Source organism: Pseudomonas donghuensis, from assembly GCF_000696345.2.
In the GTDB taxonomy this organism is placed as follows: Bacteria; Pseudomonadota; Gammaproteobacteria; order Pseudomonadales; family Pseudomonadaceae; genus Aquipseudomonas; species Aquipseudomonas donghuensis.
On record NZ_CP071706.1, the window covers coordinates 5,487,612 to 5,509,058 of the forward strand.

At 63.4% G+C, this 21,447-nt stretch carries 22 protein-coding genes; 13 read left to right on the forward strand and 9 right to left on the reverse strand.

The window, feature by feature from the left end; translation table 11 throughout:
- The first annotated feature begins 12 nt into the window (after positions 1–12).
- Genes BV82_RS25495 through BV82_RS25505 form a run of 3 tightly spaced genes read left to right on the forward strand, consistent with a single transcriptional unit; the run spans position 13 to position 3,688 of the window.
- Positions 13–1,827, forward strand: a complete 1,815-nt coding sequence (locus BV82_RS25495) for a sensor histidine kinase (protein ID WP_010221253.1) — start codon at positions 13–15, stop codon at positions 1,825–1,827.
- On the forward strand, positions 1,824–3,236 hold the full coding sequence (locus BV82_RS25500) for a sigma-54-dependent transcriptional regulator (protein ID WP_036994939.1): 1,413 nt from the start codon (positions 1,824–1,826) through the stop codon (positions 3,234–3,236). The genes BV82_RS25495 and BV82_RS25500 overlap by 4 nt, the downstream gene beginning before the upstream one ends.
- Complete coding sequence (locus BV82_RS25505) at positions 3,233–3,688, forward strand: YiiD C-terminal domain-containing protein (protein WP_010221251.1); 456 nt, start codon at positions 3,233–3,235, stop codon at positions 3,686–3,688. Before BV82_RS25500 ends, BV82_RS25505 begins: the two co-directional genes overlap by 4 nt.
- On the opposite strand, the gene cysQ is transcribed toward BV82_RS25505, so the two are convergent.
- Positions 3,677–4,504 (reverse strand): 3'(2'),5'-bisphosphate nucleotidase CysQ, encoded by an 828-nt coding sequence (cysQ, locus tag BV82_RS25510; RefSeq protein WP_010221250.1) that lies wholly within the window; start codon positions 4,502–4,504, stop codon positions 3,677–3,679. The genes BV82_RS25505 and cysQ overlap by 12 nt on opposite strands.
- Entirely contained in the window at positions 4,501–5,067 is a 567-nt protein-coding gene (gene nudE, locus BV82_RS25515; RefSeq protein WP_010221249.1) for an ADP compounds hydrolase NudE, read from the reverse strand. The genes cysQ and nudE overlap by 4 nt, the downstream gene beginning before the upstream one ends.
- Before the next feature lie 79 nt (positions 5,068–5,146).
- Between nudE and yrfG the strand changes: the two genes are divergently transcribed.
- A complete protein-coding gene (gene yrfG / locus BV82_RS25520) occupies positions 5,147–5,809 on the forward strand; it encodes a GMP/IMP nucleotidase (protein ID WP_010221248.1) in 663 nt (220 codons plus the stop codon).
- Here yrfG and lysM read toward each other — a convergent pair whose 3' ends face one another.
- Positions 5,810–6,250, reverse strand: a complete 441-nt coding sequence (gene lysM / locus BV82_RS25525) for a peptidoglycan-binding protein LysM (RefSeq protein ID WP_036994937.1) — start codon at positions 6,248–6,250, stop codon at positions 5,810–5,812.
- An 84-nt stretch (positions 6,251–6,334) separates the two neighbouring features.
- Here lysM and BV82_RS25530 point away from each other — a divergent pair, with 84 nt between their 5' ends.
- From BV82_RS25530 to BV82_RS25555, 6 genes are all read left to right on the forward strand, one after another.
- Positions 6,335–7,222, forward strand: coding sequence for a LysR family transcriptional regulator (locus tag BV82_RS25530; RefSeq protein WP_010221246.1), 888 nt, complete (start codon positions 6,335–6,337; stop codon positions 7,220–7,222).
- A gap of 95 nt (positions 7,223–7,317) precedes the next feature.
- A complete protein-coding gene (fdhD, locus tag BV82_RS25535; RefSeq protein WP_036994935.1) occupies positions 7,318–8,157 on the forward strand; it encodes a formate dehydrogenase accessory sulfurtransferase FdhD in 840 nt (279 codons plus the stop codon).
- Positions 8,154–10,490 carry an FdhF/YdeP family oxidoreductase gene (locus BV82_RS25540; RefSeq protein ID WP_010221244.1) on the forward strand — a complete coding sequence of 779 codons (2,337 nt, stop codon included), beginning with the start codon at positions 8,154–8,156 and terminating at the stop codon, positions 10,488–10,490. The genes fdhD and BV82_RS25540 overlap by 4 nt, the downstream gene beginning before the upstream one ends.
- Positions 10,491–10,700: 210 nt before the next feature.
- Positions 10,701–11,180 (forward strand): glycine zipper domain-containing protein, encoded by a 480-nt coding sequence (locus tag BV82_RS25545; protein ID WP_026001198.1) that lies wholly within the window; start codon positions 10,701–10,703, stop codon positions 11,178–11,180.
- Positions 11,181–11,467: 287 nt separating this feature from the next.
- A complete protein-coding gene (locus BV82_RS25550; protein WP_010221242.1) occupies positions 11,468–12,280 on the forward strand; it encodes a CheR family methyltransferase in 813 nt (270 codons plus the stop codon).
- A gap of 121 nt (positions 12,281–12,401) precedes the next feature.
- Positions 12,402–13,058, forward strand: coding sequence for a response regulator (locus tag BV82_RS25555; protein WP_026001197.1), 657 nt, complete (start codon positions 12,402–12,404; stop codon positions 13,056–13,058).
- A gap of 6 nt (positions 13,059–13,064) precedes the next feature.
- On the opposite strand, the gene BV82_RS25560 is transcribed toward BV82_RS25555, so the two are convergent.
- From BV82_RS25560 to hslO, 3 genes are all read right to left on the reverse strand, one after another.
- Entirely contained in the window at positions 13,065–13,493 is a 429-nt protein-coding gene (locus BV82_RS25560) for an acyl-CoA thioesterase (protein WP_036994932.1), read from the reverse strand.
- 191 nt (positions 13,494–13,684) lie between these two features.
- Entirely contained in the window at positions 13,685–15,226 is a 1,542-nt protein-coding gene (locus tag BV82_RS25565) for a phosphoenolpyruvate carboxykinase (protein ID WP_010221239.1), read from the reverse strand.
- Positions 15,227–15,405: 179 nt separating this feature from the next.
- Complete coding sequence (gene hslO, locus BV82_RS25570) at positions 15,406–16,308, reverse strand: Hsp33 family molecular chaperone HslO (protein WP_010221238.1); 903 nt, start codon at positions 16,306–16,308, stop codon at positions 15,406–15,408.
- Between the two features lie 105 nt (positions 16,309–16,413).
- On the opposite strand from hslO, the gene BV82_RS25575 reads away from it, so the two are divergent.
- A complete protein-coding gene (locus tag BV82_RS25575) occupies positions 16,414–17,217 on the forward strand; it encodes a phosphatase PAP2 family protein (RefSeq protein ID WP_010221237.1) in 804 nt (267 codons plus the stop codon).
- Here BV82_RS25575 and BV82_RS25580 read toward each other — a convergent pair.
- On the reverse strand, positions 17,214–17,615 hold the full coding sequence (locus BV82_RS25580; protein ID WP_010221236.1) for an RNA-binding S4 domain-containing protein: 402 nt from the start codon (positions 17,613–17,615) through the stop codon (positions 17,214–17,216). The two genes, BV82_RS25575 and BV82_RS25580, sit on opposite strands and share 4 nt — an antisense overlap.
- 143 nt (positions 17,616–17,758) lie before the next feature.
- Between BV82_RS25580 and rimB the strand changes: the two genes are divergently transcribed.
- Positions 17,759–18,241, forward strand: coding sequence for a retropepsin-like aspartic endopeptidase RimB (gene rimB, locus BV82_RS25585; protein ID WP_010221235.1), 483 nt, complete (start codon positions 17,759–17,761; stop codon positions 18,239–18,241).
- Positions 18,238–19,143, forward strand: a complete 906-nt coding sequence (gene rimK / locus BV82_RS25590) for a 30S ribosomal protein S6--L-glutamate ligase (RefSeq protein WP_010221234.1) — start codon at positions 18,238–18,240, stop codon at positions 19,141–19,143. Before rimB ends, rimK begins: the two co-directional genes overlap by 4 nt.
- Before the next feature lie 3 nt (positions 19,144–19,146).
- Here the strand turns inward: rimK and BV82_RS25595 are convergent, their stop codons facing one another.
- Together BV82_RS25595 and ompR are read right to left on the reverse strand one after the other, a co-directional pair.
- Positions 19,147–20,460 carry an ATP-binding protein gene (locus tag BV82_RS25595; RefSeq protein WP_010221233.1) on the reverse strand — a complete coding sequence of 438 codons (1,314 nt, stop codon included), beginning with the start codon at positions 20,458–20,460 and terminating at the stop codon, positions 19,147–19,149.
- Between the two features lie 127 nt (positions 20,461–20,587).
- Entirely contained in the window at positions 20,588–21,328 is a 741-nt protein-coding gene (ompR, locus tag BV82_RS25600) for an osmolarity response regulator transcription factor OmpR (RefSeq protein ID WP_010221232.1), read from the reverse strand.
- Between the last annotated feature and the right edge of the window lie 119 nt (positions 21,329–21,447).

Below are 21,447 nucleotides of genomic sequence, written 5' to 3' on the forward strand. Positions count from 1 at the left end.
GGCGCAGTTGCGATGACCATGACCCCACCCGTTCCCCGCCGCCCTCGCTGGCGCAGCCTGGCCATACTCGCAGTGTGCCTGGCCCCATTGCTATGGCCGTTGCAGCATCTTGCCGAGCGCTATTACCAAGACGAACTGGCCGGGCAGAACCGCCAGACCCTCGATCTCTACGTGGCCAACCTGCTCGGTACCCTGCACCGCTACGAGACCCTGCCGCAGATCCTCGGTGACCTGCCGGCATTGCGCGCAGTGCTGGCCGACCCGCTGCGCCTGGAAACCCTGACCAACGCCAACCGTCTGCTCAAGGACATCGCCACCCAGACCGGCGCCGAAGTCATGTACCTGATGGACGCCAACGGCAATACCCTGGCCGCCTCCAACTGGGACAAACACGACAGTTTCGTCGGTCGCAATTTCGCCTTTCGCCCATATTTCAGCGAAGCCATCGCCGGGCGTCTGGGACGCTTCTTCGGCCAGGGCACCACCTCGGCCAAGCGCGGCTACTTTTTCGCCGCCGCCGTGCGCGACCGCGACCGGGTGATCGGCGCGCTGGTGGTCAAGGTTGACCTTGACCATACCGAAACCCTCTGGGGCAAGACCCCGGAACAGCTGCTGCTGACCGACCACAACGGCGTGGTGATCCTCACGTCGCGTCCCGACTGGCGTTTCCGTGCCACCCGGCCCCTGACCGATGCCGAACGCGCAGCCATTGTCGCCATCCAGCCCTACCCGACCCAGTCGCCCAAGCCGCTGACCCTCGACCCCAAGGCCTGGCTGACCCAGACCCAGGCCATCGAGGAAACCGGCTGGCAGGTCAGCATCCTCGCTCCGCGCACCCTGATCGACCGCTCGGTACGCACCGTGGTTGCCATTGGCGGTGCCACCTTGCTGGTGCTGATGCTGCTGCTCGGGCTGATCATGCAGCGCCGCCGGCATTACATGGACCGCATCGACTTCGAGGCCCATGGCCGCCAGGAACTGGAAAAACGGGTGATCGAACGTACCGCCGACCTCGAAGGCCTCAACAGCCGCCTGAAGGAGGAAGTACTGGAACGCGAACAGGCCCAGCAGGAGCTGGTACGCGCTCAGGACGAACTGGTGCAGGCCGGCAAGCTATCGGTGCTGGGCACCATGTCGGCGAGCATCAGCCACGAACTCAACCAGCCGCTGGCGGCGATCCGCAGCTATGCCGAAAACGCCGAGATCCTGCTCGACCACCAGCGCACCGACGATGCCCGCAGCAACCTCAAGCTAATCAGCGAGCTGACCGGGCGTATGGCCTCGATCATCGCCCACCTGCGCGCCTTCGCCCGCCGCGACCGCCATGCCCCAGAGAGCGTAGCCCTGCAGCCGGCCTTGGACGATGCCCTGGCGCTGCTGGCCAAGCGCCGCCGAGCCATGGCCGTGGAGCTGGTGCGCGACCTGCCCGAGGCCACCCTGTGGGTGCAGGCCGGCGAAACCCGCCTGCGCCAGGTGCTCGGCAACCTGCTGGCCAATGCCCTCGACGCCCTGACCGAAAAGGCCAACCCGCGCAAGCTGTGGCTCAGTGCCGAACAGCGCGATGGCAACGTCTACCTGTACATTCGCGACAACGGGCCGGGCTTTACCAGCCAGGCCCTGGCCCGCGCCCGCGAGCCGTTTTTCACCACCAAGACGCGCACCCAGGGCCTTGGCCTTGGCTTGGCGATCTGCGATACCTTGATGCGTGCACTGGGCGGCGAGCTGCTGCTGGGCAACCACCCTGAAGGCGGTGCCCTGCTCACCCTGCAGCTACGCATCGCCAAGCCCGGCGCTACACTACCTACTTCGGAGGACCCATCGGCATGACGACCGAGCCGCTCATCGACAGCCGCACGCAGGTGATTCTGGTCGACGACGACCCGCACCTGCGCCAGGCCCTGAGCCAGACCCTCGACCTTGCCGGGCTGAAGATCCTGCCGCTGACCGACGCCCAGGGCCTGGCCGGGCGAATCGAGCGCGACTGGCCGGGCGTGGTGGTCAGCGATATCCGCATGCCCGGTATCGACGGCCTGGAGCTGCTGCAGCAGCTTCACACCCAGGACCCGGAACTGCCGGTGCTGCTGATCACCGGCCATGGCGACGTGCCGCTGGCCGTGCAGGCCATGCGCGCCGGGGCCTATGATTTTCTGGAAAAACCCTTCGCCAGCGATGCGCTGCTCGACAGTGTGCGTCGTGCCCTGGCCCTGCGCCGCCTGGTGTTGGACAACCGCAGCCTGCGCCTGGCCCTGAGCGATCGCCAGGAGCTGAGCACGCGCCTGGTCGGCCACTCGGCACCGATGCTGCGCCTGCGCGAGCAGATCGGTGCCTTGGCCGGCACCCGCGCCGACGTACTGATCCTTGGCGAGACGGGCGCCGGCAAAGAAGTTGTCGCTCGCGCCCTGCACGATTTGTCGAGCCGACGTGATGGCCCGTTCGTGGCAATCAATGCCGGCGCCCTGGCCGAATCGGTAGTCGAAAGCGAGCTGTTCGGCCACGAGCCGGGGGCGTTCACCGGAGCGCAGAAGCGCCGTATCGGCAAGTTCGAATTCGCCAATGGCGGTACGCTGTTCCTCGATGAAATCGAAAGCATGAGCCTGGATGTACAGGTCAAACTGCTGCGCCTGTTGCAGGAGCGGGTCGTCGAACGCCTGGGCGGCAACCAGCTGATCCCGCTGGATATCCGCATCATCGCGGCGACCAAGGAAGACCTGCGCCAGGCCGCCGACCAGGGGCGCTTTCGTGCCGACCTGTACTACCGCCTGAACGTTGCACCGCTGCGCATTCCGCCACTGCGCGAGCGTGGCGAAGACATTCTGGTGCTGTTCCAGCACTTTGCCGAAGCCGCCGGCGAGCGCCATGGCCTGCCGGTGCCCCCGCTGCAACCGACGCACCGGGCGCTGCTGCTGCGCCATGAATGGCCGGGTAATGTGCGCGAGCTGCAAAACGCCGCCGAGCGCTTCGCCCTGGGCCTTGAACTGGCGCTGGACGGTGACGTGCCGCCAGCCGCCGACGATCCCGCGCCAAGCACTGGCAGCGCTAACCTCAGCGAACAAGTCGAGCAGTTCGAACGCTCGCTGATCGCCGCCGAACTGGCACGCTCGCACAGCTCCCTGCGCAGCCTGGCCGAAGCCCTCGGTATCCCGCGCAAGACGCTGCACGACAAGCTGCGCAAACACGGCCTGAGCTTCGCCGACAGTCACCAAAACAGCGATGACCTGGAGGACAACCGTCCATGAGCGCGGACAGCCATTACCTTGAATCGGTGCTGCACAGTGACATCCCGCTGACCCGCCAGATGGGCCTGCAGGTCCTCGACTGGCAGCAGCATTGCCTGCGCCTGCAGCTGCCGCTGGAGGCCAACGTCAATCACAAGAGCACCATGTTCGGCGGCAGCCTGTACTGCGCCGCGGTGCTGGTCGGCTGGGGCTGGTTGCACCTGAGGTTGCGTGAAGCGGGGATCGATGACGGCCATATCGTCATCCACGAAGGCCAGATCAGCTATCCGCTGCCGGTCACTGGCGCGGCCATCGCCACCTGCGCAGCGCCGGACGAGAAAGTCTGGGCGCGCTTCATCGCCACCTATCAGCGCCGTGGCCGGGCGCGCCTGAACCTGCACACCCAGGTCAGCAATGCCGGCAGCAGCGAGGCTGCCGTGCAGTTCAGCGGTCAGTACGTGCTACACCGCTAGGGCTTGCTGCAACAGCTTGTCGCGCCACGGCGCGGCAGCTGGCAAGGCCAGGAAGAACGGGTTGAGCAAGGAATCGCGCGGCGGGTAGACGAAGGCCTGGCCATCGAGGCCGAGCACTTCACCGCCGGCGCCTTCCAACACCCCTTGCGCCGCAGCGGTATCCCACTGCGAAGTGGGGGCCAGACGTGGGTAGCAATCGGCCGCACCTTCGGCCAACAGGCAGAATTTCAGCGAGCTGCCGATATTGGCCAGCTCCAGCTCCCCCACGGCCAGGCTCAAGCCCGCCAGCAAGGCTTCCTGTTGCGGGCTCGAATGACGCCGGCTGGCGACCACGGTAAAGCGCTCACCCGCAGGCGGTGCCGTGCGCACGTTAATGACTTCAGGTACACCGGCGGCTGCTTCGAGCCAGGCGCCAAGGCCTTTGCCACCGTAATAACAGCGGCCATTGGTGGGAATTGCCACTACGCCAAACACCACCCGCCCCTGCTCGATCAGGGCGATGTTGACAGTGAACTCTTCAGTGCCGGCGATGAATTCCTTGGTGCCATCCAGCGGATCGACCAGCCACCAGCGCTGCCAGCCTTGCCGTTCACTCAGGGGGATGTTGCAGTCTTCTTCAGACAGCACCGGGATTTCCGGGGCCAGCACGCGCAGGCCTTGGGCAATGACCTCATGGGCCGCCAGGTCGGCTGCAGTGACCGGCGACTCATCGGCCTTGGCCGTCACCGCCACGTCGGCGCGCCAGTACGGCAGGATCGCCTTGCCCGCCTGGCGGGCCAGTTCCACCACCTGCTGCATCAGGGCAATGTCGCTCATACCGGGAATACCCCACGCTGGCTCAGCAAATCACGCACCAGGTACAGCGCCGCCAAGGCCCGGCCTTCGGAAAACTGCGGATGCTGGGCCAGGGCCGACAGCTCGCGCAGGTTGATCTTGTCGACGCGCATCGGCTCCGGCTCGTCGCCTTCCAGGCGCTCCTCGTAGAGGTCGGTGGCCAGCACTACCTGAATCTTCTGGCTCATGTAGCCAGGCGAAAGCGACAGCTCGGTCAGGTGCTCAAGCTGACGGGCGCCATACCCGGCTTCTTCCTTGAGCTCCCGGTCAGCCGCCGCCAGCACGTCTTCACCCGGCTCGATCAAGCCCTTGGGCAATGACAGTTCATACTCGTCAGTACCGCCGCAGTACTCTTCCACCAGCAGCGCATGCTCGGCATCGAGCATCGCCACGACCATCACCGCGCCATAACCGTTACCGCGCCCGACCAGGCGTTCGTAAGTGCGCTCAGCACCGTTGGCGAAGCGCAGCTGCACGGCTTCGACGCGGAACAGGCGGCTGCTGGCGACGATCTCGCGAGAGAGGACGGTGGGTTTCTGGCGCATGGGGCGGCTCCTTGGCGTGAACGGGTTACTATACCGTGGCTTGCCCGGCCGCTGCCTCCTGACTGTTCGAGAATTTCATATGCCCGTTTTAGCCTGGTCCACCATCGATACCGTCCTGCTGGACATGGACGGCACCCTGCTCGACCTGCACTTCGACAACCACTTCTGGCTCGAGCAACTGCCGCAGCGCTACGCCGAGCTGCACGGCATCAGCCGGGCCATGGCCGAGCTTGAATTGCAGCCATTGTTCGAGCAACACGCCGGCTCGCTGAACTGGTACTGCCTGGACTTCTGGAGCCGCGAGCTGAACTTCTCGGTGCGCGAGCTCAAGCTTGAGACCGCCCACCTGATCGCCTTGCGTCCAGATGCCGATACGTTCCTGCAGGCGATCAAGCAGGCCGGCAAGCGGGTAATCCTGATCACCAACGCCCATCGCGATTCGCTGTCGTTGAAACTGGAACGGGTGGAGCTGGCACCCTACTTCGAGCGCCTGATCAGCTCCCATGACTACGGCTACCCCAAGGAGAACCCACAGTTCTGGAGCGCCCTAGAGGCCGATATCGGCTTCAGCCCGCAACGCAGCCTGTTTATCGACGACACCTTGTCGATCCTGCGCAGTGCCCGCGACTTCGGCGTGGCGCACCTGCTTGCGGTGCGCCAGCCGGACAGCCGCAAAGGGCCTCGGGATACCGAAGAGTTCGCTGCGGTGGAAGACTACCGGGCGTTGCTCGAAGGGTTGTGATTACTCGGGAATGCGCAGGGTCTGGCCCGGGTAGATTTTGTCCGGGTGACTGAGCAGCGGCTTGTTGGCTTCGAAAATCTTGTTGTACAGGTTGGCATTGCCGTACACCGCCAACGAGATGGCACTGAGGGTGTCGCCTTTCTTCACCACGACAAAACGGGCTGCAGCCACAACCGGGCCGGTGACGGTGATCTGATCATCCACCGAAGCCACACCGGCAATGTTGCCCACCGCCAGCAGGATCTTCTCTTTCTCTTCCTGGCTGCTGACTTCGCCAGTCAGGGTAACCTTGTCACCGTCGACGGTGGCCTGAACGTTCGGGTTACCCAGCCCGACCTTCGCCACATGCGCCTTCAACTGCTCGCTGGCATTGGCATTACCCGGGGTCAACAGGTCGATGAGTTTCTCGCCTGCTTCTTTGACGAAACTGAAAATGCTCATGCCGCTCTCCTTGGTGATGAATCTCGGAGCCTGGAGTCTAGGACAGGTTAGAATGCTTCGCCTGCTTTGCGCCGTGGAGCGACGATGGACATCAAACAACTCAAATTCCTCATCGCCCTGGATGAAACCCGCCACTTCGGCCAAGCCGCCGCGCGCTGCCACGTGACCCAGCCAACCCTGTCGATGCGCCTGCGCAATCTCGAACAGGAACTGGACCTCGCCCTGGTCAATCGCGGCCAGCGCTTCGAGGGCTTTACCGCCCAGGGCGAACGGGTACTGGCCTGGGCCCGCTCGGTAATCGCCGCCTACGACGGCCTGAATGCCGAAGCTGCCGCTTGTCGCGGCCACTTGGTCGGCACCTTGCGCCTGGGCGTGGTACCGCTGTCGAGCTTCGATCCCCTGCCGCTGCTGCGGCGCATGCACCAGCAGCATCCGGAACTGCGCTTTGAACTCAGCGCCCTGAGCTCCGAGCAGATCCTCGAACAGCTGACCAGCAACCAGCTGGACCTGGGCGTGTCGTACCTGGATCGCCTCGATCATGAACGCTTCCAGTCGCTGCCGCTGGGCGAGACGCGCATGGGGCTTTTATATGATCCAGATCATTTCTGCTTCGACGACCACCCCCTAAGCTGGCAACAGCTGACCGAACTGCCGCTGGGGTTGCTTACCGCCGGCATGCATTTTCGCCAGTCGATCGACCACAACTTCCACAGCCGTGGCCTGACACCGCAGCTGTTGCTGCAGACCGATGCCGTCCATCAGTTGGCCCAGGCCGTCAGCGGAGGCCTGTGTTGTGCCATCATGCCGTTGGCGGCCGGCCTGGAAGTGCTCACCGAACGGCTGCGCCTGCAACCGATCGAACAGGCCTGCACCCTGGCGCCACTGGGCCTGATCATGCGCCGCACGGCGCCACGCTCGGCCCTGGCCGAGGTGTGCCTGGCACAATATCAAGCGCTGCAAGGCGAGGGTTGATCGACGCCGTCTATCAAGGCATCAGCATTAGCGATTAGACGATACCCGAGCGCAAGCCTAGGCTTAAAGCTGAACAGCCGCCGGTACCTCTGCTGATGAGCACAAAACCCCCGGCCTGTGCGGCGTCCACCCCGCTTGTGACTGCGCCCGCGGCCAGCAATACCTACGACTACTGCCACCTTACCGACGACAGCCAGGCGCACACTGCACTGGCCGAAGAAGTCGCCCTGGCGATTGCCTACAACGGTATCAGCCAGGCAGTGATGCTGGTCAGCCCCACCGACCTCGAAGACTTTATCGTCGGTTTCAGCATCGGCAGCGGCATCATTGCTTCGGCCAATGAGATCTACGACGTCAAGTTCACCAGCACTGGTTCGGCCATACACGCCGACGTCGAGATCGCCAACCGCGCCTTCTGGAACCTCAAGACCCAGCGCCGGCAACTGGCCGGCACCAGCGGCTGCGGCCTGTGCGGCGTGGAAGCGGTGGAGCAGGCCCTGCCCGACCTTCCCGTGTTGCCGGGCGCGCCGCTGCCACCTGCGCAATGGCTCGCGGGCCTGCGCCAGCGCATGGATGCCTTCCAGCCCCTGGGCCAGCACTGCGGTGCGGTACATGCGGCATTGTTCATGAACAATCAGGGGGAAATCCTCCTGGGTCGCGAAGACATCGGCCGGCACAACGCCCTCGACAAGCTGATCGGCGCCTTGGTCCGCCAGCACCTGAGCCTCGACGGCGGCCTGGCAATCGTTACCAGCCGCTGCAGCCTGGAGCTGATCCAGAAAGTACTGCGCGCCGGCATCCAGACCCTGGTCAGCCTGTCCTCGCCCACCGGCCTCGCCCTGCAGTGGGCGCGGCGGCACAACCTCAACCTTATTCACCTGCCCAAACACAGCGCGCCACGGGTGTTCAGCCCCGTGCGGGAGAACAGAACGTGAGCCTGCATCACCAAGCCGATCAGAAGCCTGTCCCTCGCTATAAACCCTACAACGGTGCTGCTGGCGGCTGGGGCGCACTGCGCAGCGTGGCCCAGGCCTGGATCGGCAGCGACAACGCCCTGAAGAACATTCGCGCGCTGCTCAAGACCAACCAGAACGGCGGTTTCGACTGTCCCGGCTGCGCCTGGGGCGACTCGCCGGAAAGCGGCATGGTCAAGTTCTGCGAGAACGGCGCCAAAGCAGTGAACTGGGAAGCGACCAAACGCCGGGTCGATGCGCCATTCTTCGCCCGCCACAGCGTCACCTCGTTACTGGCCCAGAGCGACTACTGGCTCGAATACCAGGGCCGGCTGACCGAACCGATGGTCTACGACGCCAGTACCGACCGCTACACACCCATCGACTGGGACAGCGCCTTTGCCCTGATCGCCAAGCACCTGCAACAGCTTGAAAGCCCCGACCAGGCTGAGTTCTATACCTCTGGCCGGGCCAGCAACGAAGCGGCCTACCTGTATCAGCTGTTCGTCCGTGCCTATGGCACCAACAACTTCCCGGACTGCTCGAACATGTGCCACGAAGCCAGTGGCGTGGCCCTGGGGCAGAGTGTCGGGGTTGGCAAGGGCACGGTGACGTTCGACGATTTCGAGCATGCCGATGCGATCTTCGTCTGGGGCCAGAACCCCGGCACCAACCACCCGCGCATGCTCGAACCGCTGCGTGAAGCGGTCAAGCGCGGTGCCCAGGTGGTGTGCATCAACCCGCTCAAGGAACGCGGCCTGGAGCGCTTCCAGCACCCGCAGCACCCGCTGGAGATGCTCACCAACGGCGACCGCCCGACCAACACTGCCTACTTGCGCCCGGCCCTGGGCGGCGACATGGCGGTACTGCGCGGCATGGCCAAGTTCCTCTTGCAGTGGGAGCGCGAAGCCCAGGCCAGCAATGCCCCGGCGATTTTCGACCACGATTTTCTCAACCAGCACACCCAGGACGTCCTGGCTTACCTGGCAGCGGTCGACGCCACCTCCTGGGAGCAGATCAGCGCACAATCAGGCCTGACCCTGGCCGAGATCGAGTACGCCGCGCGCATGTACTGCAAGGCCAAAAAAGTCATCATGTGCTGGGCCATGGGCATCACCCAGCATCGCCATTCGGTGGCGACCATCCAGGAAATCGCCAACCTCATGCTCCTGCGCGGCAACCTCGGCGTACCCGGCGCCGGCCTGTGCCCGGTGCGCGGCCATAGCAACGTGCAGGGCGACCGCACCATGGGCATCAACGAGCGGCCACCAGTGGCCCTGCTCGATGCCCTGGAACGCCGCTTCGGCTTCAAGGTGCCGCGCCATAATGGCCACAACACGGTCGAAGCGATCCGCGCCATGGCCGACGGCCAGGCCAAGGTGTTCATCGCTCTGGGCGGCAACTTTGCCCAGGCCACCCCGGACACCGAGCGTACCGCCCAGGCCCTGCGCAACTGCGAGCTGACCGTGCAGATCAGCACCAAGCTCAACCGTAGCCATCTGCTGCATGGCAAGCAGGCGCTGATTCTGCCGTGCCTGGGGCGCACCGATATCGACCTGCAGGGCGAAGGCCCGCAGGCCGTGACCGTGGAAGACTCGTTCAGCATGGTCCACGCCTCCAACGGCCAGTTGCAGCCGCTGTCGCGGCAGATGCGCTCGGAGCCTGCAGTGATTGCCGGGATTGCCAATGCCACCCTCGGCGCCAGACCGGTGGACTGGAACTGGCTGATCGCCGATTACGCACGGATCCGCGACCTGATCGACCAGACCATCCCAGGCTTTGAGAGCTTCAACCAGCGCCTGGAGCATCCGGGCGGTTTCTACCTGGGCAACAGCGCCGGCCAACGGCAATGGAAGACCAGCAGCGGTCGGGCCAACTTCAAGGCCAATGCCCTGCCCGCTGACCTGCTGCACGAGCGCGTGCGCGCCAGCGGCCAGGTACCGGACCTGATCATGCAGTCGATGCGTTCCCACGATCAGTACAACACCACTATCTATGGCCTGGATGACCGTTACCGTGGAGTGAAGGGCCAACGCAACGTACTGTTCGTCAACGAAGCCGACATCATCCGCCTGGGCTTCCACCCCGGCGACAAGGCCGATATCGTCTCGCTGTGGAGTGATGGCCGCGAGCGTCGGGTCAAGGGCTTCACGTTGCTGGCCTTTGATATCCCGGCCGGTCAGGCGGCGGCCTACTATCCGGAAGTGAACCCGCTGGTGCCGCTGGAAAGCGTTGGCGATGGCAGCCATACGCCGACCTCGAAGTTCGTTGCGATAAAGCTGCAACCTGCCAGCGACAACGCCCGGATCCTCTGACAGAATCGGCGGCAAACAGGCACAAAAAAGGCCCTGACATCACTGTCGGGGCCTCGTTTCAAGTAAGCTCAGACAAGCGAAAATCAATAAAGTTTCACAGTTAAAACAGTAACTTAGAAAATTGTGTACAACTCGTGTTACTCGTCGGATTTCGTTTGCCAGCCCCCCTCTGCGGCCTCAGGATCGCGGCGTCATCCCTATGAGGCTCTCTTGATGAAGTACTCCTCGATTCTGTTGTTGTCTCTTGGCCTGCTCAGCGGCGTTGCCTCGGCAGGTGGCACCACCGAAGCCGGTATTGGCGGCGCATTGGGTGGGGTACTGGGCTCGGTGGTCGGTCAGTCGATCGGCGGCAGTACCGGCTCGGCGATCGGCGCGGGCCTGGGCGGCGCAGCCGGCAGTGCCGTGGGTGCCGACAAGCGCCAGCGTGGTGAAGCCGCAATCGGCGGTGCCCTGGGCGCAGCCGGCGGTAACGTTGTAGGCCGCAGCATGGGCGGCACCACGGGCAGCTACATTGGCGCAGCCGCAGGCGGTGGTGCCGGTGGCGCGCTGGGTAACTACATGGGCAACAGAGCCGATGAAGACGACCGCGATGACCGTCGCTACCGTCGCGGCTACGACGACCGTCGTTACTACGACCGTGGCCATCACTACGGGCACCGCAAGCACAAAAGGCACTGGCGTCACGACTAAGCCATTTCGGGCTTAAGCCAAACTCCTAGTCCCTGCCCTCACGGGCAGGGATCGCTGCAACACCCCGCACGTTACCGATCAAGCCTTGCAGGCCGATCCTGCGGCCAGTCCAGGCAGGCCCTGCTTCCCCTTCTCCTTGTCAGCTTCCCGCGACCTAGGGGCAACCCCGATTCAGGCGGATATAGCCAGTAGCTATCATCGGCCGTTCCCAATCAGCCAATGGACGCAGGGAATGCGCATCTATCACGCAAAGACGGCCCGATTGCCCAGTGCACGAGGGGTGTGAGATGCCAGCCGACAGCCGCCCTCCGATGCTGAGTGAAGCCCAGTTCCTGCGCTTTCGCACCCTGGTCAGCCAGCGCTCTGGCGTGTTCCTCGCCGCCGACCGCCGTGCGGCTGTGGCTGCCCGCCTGGGAAAGCGCCTGCGGCATTTGCAACTGACCTCCTTCGAACAGTATCTGCAACTGATCGAGCAGCCCGATCAACATCAGGAACAGCAGCAGGTACTCGACTTGCTGATTGCCCGGGACACCTACTTCTTTCGCGAACACCGCCATTTCGAATGCCTTGCCCAATGGCTGCGCGACATGCCACGGCCGCTGAGGCTCTGGAGCGCTGCCTGCGCCTCGGGCGAAGAAGCCTACAGCCTGGCCATGGTTGCCAGCGAACACGCCGTCAACGACGACTGGAGCGTGCTGGCCAGCGACATCAGCCCCCATCTGCTACAGCAGGCAGCCGAAGGCATCTACGACGTCTCCCAGGCCCGTTACTTCCCTGAAGGCTGGTTGCAACGTTACTGCCTGTGCGGCGTCGGCGAGATGGCCGGGCGCATGCGCATGGCGGCCACCTTGCAGGAGCGGTTGACGTTTCGCCAGATCAACCTGATCCAGCCACTGCCCGCTGACCTGGGCCTGTTCGACGGAATTTTTCTGCGCAATCTGCTGACCTATTTCAGTCAGGATGAGAAACAGCGCGTGGTTCAACGTTTGCTGGCTTGCCTGCGCCCGGGCGGCCTGCTGCTGATCGGACATAGCGAGAACATCCATGGCCTCGACCTGCCACTGCGGCCGATCCTGCCATCGGTGTTCGAACGCCTATGATGGCCTGCGCTGCCGGGACCTGCGGCAGGCCCCCGACACTGATCGCGCCACAGCGCGGCAGCGCTCATCCGGACCGAGCAAACCTGCCGCCCCTCTTCTTTTGCGAAACAGGCTCGAACCCATGCTTTGCCGAATACTACTTGCCGATGACTCGCCGCTCTTTCGAGCGGGCCTGCGAGCGCTGCTCGAACAAAAAAAACAATACGCCGTAGTCGGTGATGCAGGCGATGGCATGACGGCTGTCGCACTGGCCGAGAAACTCAAGCCCGACATCATCCTGCTGGACATGACCGCCGATACCCTGGACAGCGAACAGATTCTGCGCGAGCTGTTCCTGCGCGTGCCCTCCAGCCATGTGTTGATGCTCTCGTCGCGCTCGGAGCTGGACTTCGTCATGCGCTGCCTGCAATTGGGTGCCCATGGCTTTCTGCTCAAGAGCGCCACGGTGCTGGAGCTGGAGCAGGCCCTGCAGGCGCTGAAAAATGGTGGCCAGTACCTGTCATCAGCAGTGTTGCCGATGGTCATTGGCCAGGCGGTGAAACACAGCCGCAAGCGCCCCAGCGGCAGCACCACGATGCAGCTCACCGCGCGCCAGCTGGAGATCCTGCGGCTGATTGCCCGCGGTGAATCGACCCGCTCGATCGCCGACGGCCTGGGCCTGAGCGTGAAGACCATCGAGGCGCATCGCTCGCAGATCATGCACCGCCTGCAGATTCACGACGTGCCGGGTCTGGTGCTGTTCGCCGTGCGCGAAGGAATTATCCGCCTCAATGACTGAGCGGCCTCAGCCTTGCAAACGCTCCAGCGCGGCCTGCAGCGTGGCCGGCAACTGTGCCGGCCGGCCCGAGCTGCGCTCGACGAACACCTGCACCACCTTGCCGACCGCGCAGGGCTGCCCGTCCTCGACCCGAAACAGTGCCAACTGATACTCCACCGAACTGCCCGCCAGACGCGCCACACGCAAGCCGACCTCAAGGGTGTCGGGAAAGGCCGGCAAGGCAAAGAAGTCCGCCGCCGAACTGACCACGAAACCGGCGAACTCGCCGTCCTGCAGGTCCAGCCCGGCCTGTTGCAGCAGGTACGCCTGGATCGCTGTGTCGAAGTAGGCGTAAACCGTGGCACCGCCGATATGGCCGTTAAGGTCGCTGTCTTGCCAGCGGCTGAGGATCGGGTGCAGGTGGGGGTAGGCGTGGCGTTGAGGGAGCTCGGACATGGTGGACCTGAGTATTGGATGGCCCGTAACTGTAGGAGCGGGCTTGCCCCGCGATCAAGCACCAATTGATCGTCGTTCGGGTAAGACAACGCGGCCTATCGCAGGGCAAGCCCGCTCCCACAAGGGTTTCGTTAGGCCGGAAAACAAAAAACCGCCCCTGAGGGCGGCTTTTTGTTTACGCAGGCTTCAGCTTACAGCTGTGGGCCAGCGGCCTTGATGGCGTCGGAAACTTCGAACTTCTTGAAGTTTTCGATGAACAGGCCAGCCAACGCTTTTGCAGCTTCATCGTAAGCAGCCTTGTCAGCCCAGGTGTTGCGTGGGTTGAGCAGGTTGGTTTCAACGCCCGGTACGGCCAGTGGCACGTCGAGGTTGATGATGTCCAGGTGTTCGGTTGCGGTGCCGACCAGGGCGCCGCTCTGGATCGCTGCGATCACCGCGCGGGTGGTCGGAATGTTGAAGCGCTTGCCAACGCCGTAGCCACCGCCGGTCCAGCCGGTGTTGACCAGGTAGACCTTGGAGCCGAAGCCGCGGATACGCTTGATCAGCAGTTCTGCGTACTCGCCAGCCGGACGCGGGAAGAACGGCGCGCCGAAGCAGGTGGAGAAGGTCGACTTGATGCCGCTGCCCGAACCCATTTCGGTCGAACCCACCAGTGCGGTGTAGCCGGACAGGAAGTGGTAGGCCGCTTGTTCTTCGTTGAGGATCGACACTGGCGGCAGCACGCCGGTCAGGTCGCAGGTCAGGAAGATGACCGCATTAGGCTCGCCGCCGAGGTTCTTTTCCGAACGCTTGGCAACGTGCTCCAGCGGGTAGGCGGCGCGGCTGTTCTGGGTCAGGCTGACATCGGTGTAGTCGGCGTGCTTGGCATCGTCGATGACGACGTTTTCCAGTACTGCGCCGTGCTTGATGGCTTTCCAGATGACCGGCTCGTTCTTCTCGGACAAGTCGATGCACTTGGCGTAGCAGCCACCTTCGATGTTGAAGACCACGCCTTCGCCCCAACCGTGCTCGTCGTCGCCGATCAGGTAGCGGCTTTCGTCAGCCGACAGGGTGGTCTTGCCGGTGCCCGACAGGCCGAAGAACAGGGTCACGTCGCCTGCTTCGCCGATGTTGGCGGCGCAGTGCATTGGCAGCACGTCGGCAGCCGGCAGCAGGAAGTTCTGCACCGAGAACATGGCTTTTTTCATTTCACCGGCGTAACGCATACCGGCGATCAGCACTTTCTTCTGGGCGAAGTTGAGGATCACGCAGCCATCGGAGTTGGTGCCGTCACGCTCAGGCACGCACTCGAAGTTGGCAACGTTGAGCACTTGCCACTGATCACGGCCAGCCGGGTTGTACTGCTGCGGGTTGATGAACAGGCAACGGCCGAACAGGTTCTGCCAGGCGGTCTGGGTGGTCATCTTGACCGGCAGGTAGTGCTCGGCGGCCGCACCTACGTGAACGTAGGATACGAAGTGATCCTGGGCGTTGTTGAACGCCTCGACGCGGTCCCACAGGGCATCGAACTTGTCGGCCGGGAACTTGCGGTTGATCGGGCCCCAGGCGATGGCATCCTGAGTGGACGGCTCTTCGACGATGAAACGGTCAACCGGCGAACGACCGGTACGGTGACCGGTTTTCACGACCAGCGCGCCGGTATCGGCCAGCTCGCCTTCACCGCGGTTCAGCGCTTCTTTTACCAGCTCATCGACGCTCAGGTCGGTGTACACGGTGTTGTTGGCTTGCGTCATGAGATTCCCCATCCGGCCTGCGGCCGAGTGCTCCAAACGTTTTGTAGTAGATCTTTCCAAACTACTACAGCGAAAAAAGTGGCCGGATTATGCCAGAAACGCCCAAAAAAAGTAGGGCCCTCCTGTCAGAACGGCGTGTTTCCGGCGTTAGACAGGAGAATTACCTGTACTGAAACGTTTTAGTGCCGAGTATCTGACGGTGTGTCTACACCGCCACCGGCGAACAATTGCTCGATATCGGCCGCATCGAATTGATAGCACTGATTACAGAACTGGCAATCGACTTCGATCTTGCCGCCATGCTCGTTAATCAGCTCCAGCGCGTCATGTTTGCCAAGGCTGACCAACGCATTACCGGAGCGCTCACGCGAGCAGCTGCAGCGGAAATGCAGCGGCTGGATATCGAACAGGCGCACGGCATCCTCGTGATACAGGCGATGCAGCACGGTTTCGTTGTCCAGACCCAGCAGCTCCTCGGCTTTCACCGTATTGGCCAGCGCTTTCACATGGTTCCAGCTGTCCTCGCGCTCCTCGATGTCCTTCTGGCGGTCGGCAGGCAGCTGCTGCACCAGCAGACCACGGGCTCGAATGCCGTCGGCGGCCAGCGAGATGCAGGTGTTGATCTGCTGGGACATGACGAAATAGTTGGTGAAACACTCCGACAGGTCCTTGCCGTCCAGCTCCACCGTGCCCTGGTAGCGCTGACCGTTGACCGGAATGATGGTCAGGACCAGATGCCCGCCAGGCATCAGGTCGGCAAGGCTTGCATCATCCTTGATCTGCTCGGCCGCATAGCGTGCCAGGCCGCGAATTTCGTGGTCGCTGGTGCATTCAATGGCCAGCAGGGGCACCGGCCCGCTCGACTGTGCCTGAAGAATCAGCAGACCGTCGAACTTCAGCGTACCGACCAGCAGCGCGGCTGCCGCCATCAGCTCGCCGAGCAGCTGCGCGACAGGCTGCGGGTAAGGATGCTTGGCCAGCACTTCGGCGTAGCTGCGCTCCAGCCCGACCATCTCACCGCGTACATCGCGGTCGTCGAAGATGAAGCGTTGTGTGTAGTCGGTATCTGGCAAATCGGACATGGGCTCTGGCTTTCTGAATGATGACAAAATAATTTCAAGGGCCTATAAAGCCCGGTCTAGAGCACCAGAATGGTGCGCTCGTGGTTCGCAGCAAAGAGGTAGTTTATGGACAATTCTTCACTGTTCCAAGCAAGGTGGGCTTGGGGTCCCTTGATTCTCTGCACGGTTTTGCCCGTTGCGCTACTGTGTTTCTGGTTGTGGCCGTTTGGCCAGATCATCTGCCTGACTTTCGACGAATGGCTGTTTCACCTGCTCAATCGACCACTGGCCGACAATAACACCTGGCGTTACATCTGGACCGTCGGCAGCCTGCGTCCGTTCGATATCGTCGTCGGCCTGATCCTGCTCAGCCTGCTGATCCGCGGCGATTGGGTGTTCAAGGCCAGCCAGGTGCGCCAGGCCTTCTTCGGCTTCTTCGCCACCCTGGTGCTGCTGCTGGTGATTCGCGCCGTGTTCTCGAAATGGATGAACGCCATGGGCTGGCAGCACAACAGCCCGTCGATGGTGTTCAGCGATGCCATCCACCTCAGCGATTTCTACCCGCACCTGGAAGCCCGCTGGGAGCTCAAGGACCGCTCCAGCCAGAGCTTCCCCGGGGACCATGCCTCGGTGCTGCTGATCTGGGCGATGTTCATGAGCCTGTTCAGCCGCAAGCTGCTGCAGCAGCTGCTGATCTGGGCCCTGGCGCTGTTGTTCATGCTGCCACGCCTGGTGGCCGGTGCGCACTGGGGCCAGGACGATTACATCGGTGGCGTGCTGATGGCGGTGCTGGCCCTGGGCTGGAGCTGCTACACCCCGTTTGCCGCCAAGGCCAGCGCAGCCTTGATGCGCCTGACCGCACCGTTGTTCGACCTGCTGGCGCGGTTGCCGCTGCTCGGGCGCCTGAACGTGATCGACTCGCGCGCTTAACCGGCGCTGTCATGTAACTGATGCAGCTGGCGCCGCTGTTTCTTGGTGGGCCGGCCATCGGTACTGACACCCAGGGCGCCGGCCTTGCGCATAGCCGCAGCCTGTTCACGGCGGGCAATGCTCTGCGCGGTTTCCTCGTACAGCGCCTGGGCCTCAGGCGCGCCGCGGCGCACCACCGACAACGCCTTGACCACTACCGTGCGCTCGTCGAAGCCAGTGCGCAGCACGAACTCATCGCCCACCCGCGGCTCTTTGCCCGGCTTGCAGCGCTCGCCCCGGCAATGCACCTTGCCGCTTTCAATGGCCGCCTTGGCCAGCGCCCGGGTCTTGTAGAAGCGCGCCGCCCATAGCCATTTGTCCAAGCGGACCTTGTCGTCCTCTTCCGGCTTTTGTGCCATCACATTTCCCCACTTATTTTCGTAAAGAGAACTGTACTACCGTATCTGGCGGATGCAAAAAACACGCGGCGTGCTTACAGTTCACCGACCTGTCGCTCACGCCCATTCTGGAGCCTGACGACTTTCTACGCTGGTTGAGCATTTTGAAGACATTTGACCATTTGACCGTGATCGGCCTGCGCGAGTGGGTGGCCCTGCCGGACCTCGGCCTGGCCGGCTTGCGGGCCAAGATCGACACCGGCGCCAGCACCTCGAGCCTGCATGCCACCGAAGTCGAGCCCTTCGAGCGCAATGGCGAGCAGTGGGTGCGTTTCAATGCCCACCTGGGTTCGGTGGTACAACTGCGGCACCGGCGCTGCGAGGCGCCACTGGTGACGATGAAGACCATCAAGAGCTCCAACGGCCAGGCCCAGACCCGCTACGTCATCCGCACGCCGTTGGCGCTGGGTGACCGGGTGTGGGAGGTGGAGTTCACCCTGGCCTGCCGCAAGGCCATGCGCTATCGCCTGTTGCTCGGTTCCAAAGCCCTGATCCATGGCCAGTTGGTGGTCAACCCGGGGCTCAAGTACGTTCAGGACAAGCCGGCATTCCCGGCCACTATCACTCCCTCCACAGGTGTTGCATGAAGATCGCCGTGCTGTCGCGAAACCCGCGTCTGTATTCCACTCGTCGCCTGGTCGAAGCCGGTACCGAACGAGGCCATGAGGTGGTTGTGATCGACACCCTGCGCGCCTACATGAACATTGCCAGCCACAAGCCGCAGATCCACTACCGTGGCAAGCCGCTGGAAAACTTCGACGCGGTGATCCCACGGATCGGCGCTTCTGTAACCTTCTACGGCTGCGCGGTACTGCGCCAGTTCGAGATGATGGGGGTGTTCCCGCTCAACGAATCGGTGGCCATTGCCCGCTCGCGGGACAAGCTGCGCTCGTTGCAACTGCTGTCGCGTCGGGGGATCGGCCTGCCGGTCACCGGCTTTGCCCACTCGCCGGACGATATCCCCGACCTGATCCAGATGGTCAATGGCGCGCCGCTGGTGATCAAGGTACTCGAAGGCACCCAGGGCATCGGCGTGGTGTTGTGCGAAACCACCAAGGCAGCCGAGTCGGTGATCGAAGCGTTCATGGGCCTGAAGCAGAACATCATGGTCCAGGAATACATCAAGGAAGCCGGCGGCGCGGACATTCGCTGTTTCGTGGTCGGCGACAAGGTCATCGCCTCGATGAAGCGCCAGGCCAAGCCCGGTGAGTTTCGCTCCAACCTGCACCGCGGCGGCAGCGCCAGCCTGATCAAGATCACTCCGGAAGAGCGCATGACCGCCATCCGCGCGGCCAAGGTCATGGGCTTGAGCGTGGCCGGGGTGGATATCCTGCGCTCCAATCACGGCCCGCTGGTGATGGAGGTGAACTCCTCGCCGGGCCTGGAAGGCATCGAAGTCACCACCGGCAAGAACGTCGCCGGGATGATCATCGAGCATCTGGAGAAGAACGGCGGGCCGAACCTGACCCGCACCAAGGGCAAAGGCTAGCGCCTAGACCGCGTCGCGCGGCAGCATCAGGCCTAGCGGCAGCCTCACCCGCGCCTCCAGGCCGCCGCCTGAACGGTTGCGCAACTGCACATTGCCACCGTGCTGGGCGGCGATCCGCTTGACGATCGCCAGGCCCAGCCCGGTGCCCTTGCCGCTACGGGCACGGTCGCCGCGAATGAACGGGTTGAAAATGCCCTCCAGTTCGCCCGGGTCGATCCCGGCACCACGATCCAGCACGCTCAGGACCACATAGGGCGCACCACCCTCGCCCGAGACATAGGCCGCCACTTCGACACCCTTGCCGGCGTGATAGAGAGCGTTGCCAATCAGGTTGTTGAGCAGGCGCTTGAGCGACACCCGCCGCAGCGGGAATGGCGGTATCGGCTCCAGGCACAGGCGCACCTGCTCCTGCGGCTGGTTGAACGGCGCCACCACCTCGCGCACCAGCTCACTGAAGTCGACCTCTTCGACGGGCTCATCGCGACCATCGCGGATGAACGCCAGAAACTGGTCGAGGATCGCGTCCATGTCTTCGATATCGCGGACCATGTCGTCGGTCAGGTCGCTTTCGTTGGCCAGCAGCGACAGCGACAGGCGCAAGCGCGTCAGTGGCGTGCGCAGGTCATGGGACACCCCGGCCAGCATCAGCTCGCGCTCGCGCCCGGCCTGCTCGACATCCTCGGCCATCTGGTTGAAGGCGCGGTAGACCTCGGTCATCTCGCTGGGCGTGTCACTGATCGGCAGGCGCACACTGCGCCCCTGGCCCAGTTGCCGGGCGGCGAACACCAGGCGCTTGAGCGGCTGATTGAGTTGGCGCACGAAGATCCACGCCGAAGCGGTGGATAACAGGCCGATGGCCAGGAACCAGCCGAGCACGCTCCAGATCTTCTGCCCGCGCAGCGGATGCGGATACAGCGGCACCTTCAGCCACCCATCACCCAGGCTCGGCGCCCGCACCCACAAGGCCGGTGGTGCATGCACGCGCAGGCGAACTTCGGTATCGGCGCCAAGCTCGGCCTGCATCTGGCGCTGGTAGATCTCGCTGTACGGCCAGTGCTGTTCACCCTCGGGAACGCCGGAGCCCACCACGCGAATCAGCCCTGCCGCCTCGGCGATTTTGTCACGGTCGGACTCATCGGCGGCCCAGTAGGCACGCAGGGTCAGGGCAACACCGTGACTGTATTGCCGGTCGACCAGTACGTCCTCGTTCATCAGCAGGTACACCAGGGTCAGAGCCTTGGAGAACAGCACGACGATCAGCACCAGCCAGAGCGTGCGGGCGAAGAAGCTTTGCGGGAACCACAGGGGCGTTTTCATCGACAACGGCTACACACTTTGCGAGCGCGAGCGGGGCTCGCAGGCTTTGCGAAGTAGTGCACAGGCAAAAACAGGGCAACCCGAAGGTTCGCCCTGCTTGCGGTGAGCTACTTCTACAAACGGAACATCACTTGCTGGCATTGCCATCCGGCACGAACACATAGCCTACACCCCAGACAGTCTGGATATAGCGTGGCTTGGACGGGTCGGGTTCGATCATCCGGCGCAAGCGCGAGATCTGCACGTCGATGGAACGCTCAAGCGCGTCCCACTCGCGGCCACGGGCCAGGTTCATCAGTTTGTCGCGGGTCAGCGGCTCGCGCGCATGCATGACCAGCGCCTTGAGCACGGCGAACTCCCCGGTGGTGAGCATGTGCACTTCTTCGCCGCGCTTGAGTTCACGGGTGGCCAGCGACAGCTCGTAGTCGCCGAAAGTGACGGTTTCGTCCTCGCTGCCCGGCGCGCCCGGTACTGCCGGCGCCTGGCGGCGCAGCACGGCCTTGACCCGGGCCATCAGTTCGTCGGGGTTGAAAGGCTTGGACAGGTAGTCGTCAGCGCCCAGCTCCAGGCCCTTGATGCGGCTCAGCTCATCGCCCTTGGCGGTGAGCATGATGATCGGGATCTGGTTGTTCGCGGCGCGCAGGCGCCGGCAGGCGGTCAGGCCGTCCTCGCCAGGCAGCATCAGGTCGAGCACCACCAGGTTGAAGACTTCGCGGGCCAGCAAGCGATCCATCTGTTCGGTATTGGGTACTGCACGAGCACGATAACCCTTGCTGGTGAAGAATCGTTCCAGCAGGCTGCTCAGGCCCGGGTCGTCGTCGACGATGAGAATTTTTTCGCCTTCGGCGTTTTGTGCAGTGCTGCTCATGGATAGCTCCTCTAATCTCGGCACGCATTATGGCTTAGCCATCAGTGGCCGTGCCGTGTGCATTGTTAGCAGATTTTTCCCCGGGTGCCAGTGTTGCCCGGCCGACAACTGGCCCGCTG